This is a genomic window from Hydrotalea sp. (assembly GCA_030054115.1).
In the GTDB taxonomy this organism is placed as follows: Bacteria; Pseudomonadota; Alphaproteobacteria; order JASGCL01; family JASGCL01; genus JASGCL01.
Genome location: JASGCL010000010.1, coordinates 1 through 5,567, shown reverse-complemented (window position 1 = coordinate 5,567; position 5,567 = coordinate 1). Strand labels below are relative to the sequence as shown.

General features: G+C 49.5%; 5 protein-coding genes. 2 read left to right on the top strand and 3 right to left on the bottom strand.

Annotated features, from left to right (window positions below):
- Positions 1-54 precede the first annotated feature (54 nt).
- Together lspA and QM529_03255 are read right to left on the bottom strand one after the other, a co-directional pair.
- Positions 55-561, bottom strand: coding sequence for a signal peptidase II (lspA, locus tag QM529_03260; protein ID MDI9313682.1), 507 nt, complete (start codon positions 559-561; stop codon positions 55-57).
- A 43-nt stretch (positions 562-604) separates the two neighbouring features.
- Positions 605-1,651: an aspartate-semialdehyde dehydrogenase gene (locus QM529_03255; GenBank protein MDI9313681.1), complete on the bottom strand. Its 1,047-nt coding sequence runs from the start codon at positions 1,649-1,651 to the stop codon at positions 605-607.
- A gap of 218 nt (positions 1,652-1,869) precedes the next feature.
- Between QM529_03255 and topA the strand changes: the two genes are divergently transcribed.
- Positions 1,870-4,605: a type I DNA topoisomerase gene (gene topA / locus QM529_03250; protein ID MDI9313680.1), complete on the top strand. Its 2,736-nt coding sequence runs from the start codon at positions 1,870-1,872 to the stop codon at positions 4,603-4,605.
- 15 nt (positions 4,606-4,620) lie between these two features.
- The gene (locus QM529_03245; GenBank protein ID MDI9313679.1) at positions 4,621-5,061 is read left to right on the top strand and encodes a type II toxin-antitoxin system RatA family toxin; all 441 of its coding nucleotides are present in this window, start codon (positions 4,621-4,623) and stop codon (positions 5,059-5,061) included.
- A gap of 174 nt (positions 5,062-5,235) precedes the next feature.
- Here the strand turns inward: QM529_03245 and QM529_03240 are convergent, their stop codons facing one another.
- The gene (locus QM529_03240) at positions 5,236-5,442 is read right to left on the bottom strand and encodes a hypothetical protein (GenBank protein ID MDI9313678.1); all 207 of its coding nucleotides are present in this window, start codon (positions 5,440-5,442) and stop codon (positions 5,236-5,238) included.
- Between the last annotated feature and the right edge of the window lie 125 nt (positions 5,443-5,567).

Below are 5,567 nucleotides of genomic sequence, written 5' to 3'. Positions count from 1 at the left end.
GTGGCACTTCCCCCGCGCTTAAGCTAACCACCCGGAATTTCTTCATACCCCGCCCTACCGCCGGCGGCGCGGGCGGCGCGTGTCGCTGGTGGCGATTTCTAGGAACAATAAAAAAATCGCCACCGAAATGGCCATGTCGGCCAGGTTAAAACTCGGCCAGTGATAGTCGCCGATATGGAAGTCTAAAAAATCTATCACGCCGCCTTGCCACAAACGGTCGAGGCCGTTGCTCACCCCGCCCGCCAGGGCCAGGCTGAGGGCGATTTTGATTCTTTTGCCATCGGCCTGCCAAAACACCGCCAAGGCGGCGACGGCAACAATCGCCGTCAAAAAAACAATCACCAGCGGCGGCAAATTATAATCTTGCAAAAAACCAAAACCCATCCCTTGGTTTTTGACAAGCACCAGGTTAAAAAAACTGGTGAATTGTTGTTGCGCACCTTCGCTTTGCAAAAAACCAATCACCCAATGTTTGGTCAATTGGTCGAGCGCGACCACCGCAACCACAATGGGCAATATCACCCACAGGTTCTTTTTTCCGATAATAGTTTTTTTTGGCATGAGGCCTCCTTTTTTATTTTTGTTTTTGTTTATTGTTGCAATGTTATTGTGGTAAGCCGCCAAAGTTATTTTTAATCAATGCCTCGCCGATTTGAATGGCGTTCAACGCCGCCCCCTTGCGCAAATTATCGCTGACGCACCAAAAGGCCACGCCATGTTCGACCGTCGGGTCAACACGCAAACGGCTGATAAAACTTGCATCCTCGCCCGCGGCATCCAACTGGGTTACATAACCCGCTGGTTCGTGCTTGTCATACAACGCAACCCCCGGCGCGGCCGCCAACGCGGTGCGCAATTTTTCCAAATCAACCGGTTTGTGGCATTCAACAAACACCGCCTCAGCATGGGCAACAAACACCGGCACCCGCACGCAGGTCGCAACCAAATCAATCGTCTTATCCCCCATGATTTTTTTTGTTTCGACCGTCATTTTCCATTCTTCCTTGGTAAAGCCATCGTCCATAAAAACATCAATCTGCGGAATGCAATTAAAGGCAATTTGTTTTGGGTAAACATTGGGGTCGATGGTCGCCTGGTTAAATACATCGCGGGTTTGATTAAACAATTCGTCCATCGCTTCCTTCCCCGTGCCCGACACCGATTGATAGGTCGCCACCACCACCCGTTTGATGCCCAGCAAATCATGAATCGGTTTCAACGCCACCACCAATTGAATGGTCGAACAATTGGGGTTGGCGATAATTCGTTTTTTGTTGGTTTGGTAGAAATTTTTTAACACCGCGCCATTGACCTCGGGCACGACCAACGGCACATCCTCGACCATGCGAAAATGCGACGTGTTGTCGATAACCACCGCACCGGCCGACGCGGCGCGCGGCGCAAAAACTTTCGACACACTTGCGCCGGGCGATGAAAAAACCAAATCGACGCCGGCAAAATCAAATTTTTCCAAATCATGCACCTGGTAACTGGCGTTATAATCCTCGACCGCGACCTCGCTACCCGCCGACCGGCTGGAGGCAATGGCAATAATTTCTGAAAAAGGAAATTGCCGCTCGTGCAAAATGCTCAGCATTTCTTGGCCAACATTGCCGGTGGCACCCACCACCGCGACCCGATATTTTTTCATGTTGTTATTTTTTTCTTTTTTATGAATGACCGCTCTAAATAACGGCTATTTCACCCCTAACAAAAAAAATTGTTGCCCGCAATAAAAATCGGCAAGGCTTATAACCGAACAGCAACTTGAAACTATCTATCATTGTAAATAGATATGAATTGGCTTAAAACATTACCAACGCAACGCCCTTAAAAAAAAAATATCGTCAATCATTTATCATACCATTCATGCCCAGCAACAATTTGGTCATTGTCGAATCGCCGTCCAAGGCAAAAACCATCAACAAATATTTGGGGAGTAATTTTCGCGTCATCGCCAGCATGGGGCATGTGCGCGACCTGTCGGCAAAAAGCGGTTCGGTCAACCCCGATAATAATTTTTCGATGACCTGGCTGGTCAACCCGCGCGGCGAAAAACAACTGGCCGCGATTGCCGATGCCATCACCCCCGATACCCAGGTTTATTTGGCAACCGACCCGGATAGGGAGGGCGAGGCGATTTCCTGGCACCTGGCCGAGGAATTAACCCGCCGCAAAAAAATGCCACGCGCCGCACCGCAACGCATCGTGTTCCATGAAATTACCGAGGGCGCGATTAAGGAAGCAATGCAACACCCACGCGGCCTCGACCATGACCTTATTGCCGCCTACCTGGCGCGGCGCGCGCTCGATTACCTTGTCGGCTACAGCCTGTCGCCGATTTTGTGGCGCAAATTACCGGGCAGTCGCTCGGCCGGCCGCGTGCAATCAACCGCATTGCGTTTGATTGTCGAACGCGAAATGGAGATTAGAAATTTCCAAGCAGTCGAATATTGGTCGCTGACCGCCGCCCTGCTTGCCACGGGTAAAAATGCCACCGCCCCCAACATTCCCCTAACCGCCGCCCTAACGCATGAAGGTGGCAAGCGGCTCGACCGCCTGGCCATCACCAGCAAGACCATGGCCGATGATTATAAAAAACGGATTCAACAGGGCAATATTATTTTGCGCTCGCTTGAAAGCCGCGAGGTAAGACGCCACCCGGCCGCGCCCTTCACCACCTCAACCCTGCAACAGGAGGCCAGCCGTAAACTGGGGTTCACATCATCCCGCACCATGCAAATTGCGCAACAACTTTACGAGGGCGGTGGTTTAGGCGGTGGTGTCGGCGGGCTTATAAGTTACATGCGCACCGACAGCACGCTATTAAGCGGCGAGGCGATTGCCGCGGCACGGCGATATATCGCCAAACATTACAGCCCAAGCCACCTGCCGGCCAGCCCACGGCAATATAAAACAAAAAGCAAAAACGCCCAGGAGGCGCACGAGGCCATAAGACCAACCAATGTCGCCCGCACGCCCGATTCGGTCGCCGGTTATTTGCGGTCGGACCAACTCGCTCTTTACAAATTGATTTGGCAACGCACCGTGGCGTCGCAAATGGAATCGGCGGTGTTTATTCAAACCACCGCCAGCTTCGACGTGAACGGTAAGGAACTGACCCTGACCGCGACCGGCCAAACCATTTTGTTCGATGGTTTTTTAAAATTATACCAGGAGGGTAAAGACGACGAGGCCGCTGAAGAAAACCGCACCATCCCGCCGCTGGCATCGAACAGCGCGGCGATTGCCAAGGATGTCTCGGCCGAAAAACATTTCACCGACCCACCGCCCAGGTATAGCGAAGCCAGCCTGATAAAAAAAATGGAAGAAATCGGCATCGGCCGACCCTCGACCTACGCCAACATCATCAATATTTTGCAAACCCGCGAATATGTGCGGTTGGAGAAAAAAAGATTCTTTTGCGAAAATCGCGGCATTGTCTTGTCGGCGTTTTTAACCCGTTATTACAACGATTATTTTAATTATAATTTTACGGCGCAGATGGAGGACGATTTGGACGAGGTCGCCAATGGCAAATACGACTGGCACGAATTGTTGCGCAAATTTTGGGAGGCCTTTGCCCAGCGATTAAAGGACAGCGAAAACCTGCTCCATGAGAATATCCAGGCCGAGATGCAATCGGTGCTGACCGATTATATTTTTGGCATGGGCGAGGAGCGCGCCAACAAACAAAAATGCCAGAAATGTAGCGACGGCAAATTGACCCTGCAGATTGGCAGATACGGGCCTTATCTTTCTTGTTCGAATTATCCCAATTGCGACTATCGCGCCAATTTTGAAAAATTGGCATTGGAGGAACAAAGCGACGAGCTCATCGATGGTGTGCCCCTGCCAAAATTTTTGGGCAAGGATGATTCGGGCCGCGACATCAATGTGAAAAAAGGCCCCTATGGATTTTATGTCGAGCAGGCACTGGCGCATAAACCCGATGCCGCCGCGATGGACGACGCCACCGAGGAAGACGCCCAGCCCGCCAGTGATGATGATGCCAGCGGCAAGAAAAAACCAAAAAAGAAAAAAGCCAAGAAGCCAAAGAAAGAAAAACCAAAACGCGCCTCTATCCCCAAGACATACAAGCCGGCGGATATCACCCTGCCGATCGCTATAAAATTATTGTCCCTGCCACGCACGATTGGGAGGGACCCGAACAGCGGCGAGGATATTATTGGTGCGATTGGCCCGTTTGGCCCATACCTGAAAATGGGGTTGAATTATTATTCGTTGAAGGGCGATGACAATGTGCTGGATATCGGCATCAACCGCGCGATAGATATCATTGCCACCGCGCCGAAGAAAAAAAACGAAGCGCGCGTGGTCGGCACCCACCCTGACGGTGGCGACGTGGTTATTAAACGCAGTCGCTGGGGTTATTATTTGGAATGGTTAAAACCCGTAAAGGGCGGCAAAAAACAAAAGAAATTCGCCAAATTGGCACCGGGCACCGATGCAAAAAATTTCACCCTTGACCTGGCCTTGGTATTGTTCCCACCCAGCGCGCCGAAAGCCGCGCCGAAGGAAAAAAAGAAACCAAAAAGCAAAAAGACCAAAAATGACGCGCGCGACACCGCCGTTATGCCCTAAGATAGGAGTTACAACATGGCCAAAAAATTTTACCACCAAGAAAAAAAAATCGTGCCCTTCAGCGACCAACATCTTTACGCGATTGTGAAGGACGTTGCCCATTACCCCGATTTTTTGCCCTGGTGCCTGTCGGCACGAATTGTTGAACAGCGCGATGGTTTTTTTGTCGCCGATTTGGTGGTTGGGGTTAAATCCCTGCGCGAAGAATTCCGGTCGGAGGTTACCTATAACGATGCCGATAAGAAAATCACCACCCGTGGCACCAGCCGTGGGCCGTTATCAACGATGGATAGCCATTGGCATTTCAGAAAAATAAACGACCAGGAATGCGAAATCGATTTTTCGGTCAGTTTGAGTTTTTCATCCTTCATCACCGAAAAACTTTTTTCACCATTTTTTAACGAGGCGGTGAAGCGCATGACAGCGGCCTTCCTAACGCGGGCAAAAACCCTCTAACATTAAAAAAAAATTATCGACGCGATTTTGACTTTGGTCGGCGGTCAGAAATAGCGACCAGCAGAACAACCAACCCGCCCAACATATTCATCGAAAATAAAAACCATTCAAAAATTGTCATATCACACTTCCTTCTTTCATTATATTATCTTCGCGGTTGATTGTCAATTATCATTATTTTCTTAAAAAGAGAGCCGCCGCAATCGTCCATATCATGGAGCTTGCCAACCATAAAATTTTTTCGATGTTATCAATAAAAAATTGCTGTCCACCAATCGCGCTGGATAAAAGGGAAGTTGTTTTAATAACAACGACAATTGCCAAGCCTTCACAAATTTGCGCTAAGCCATTACGTTGATTCTGGCTAAAATTTATTTTCATAAAAAATAATACCTTGCGAAATATAAATCACGCAAAGATGATGGTTTGAAAAATTATCGACGTTCAACTACGACTTACTTCTTGGCGGTTAGTTTGACGATGGCTTTTTTCACCACCAATGCCTC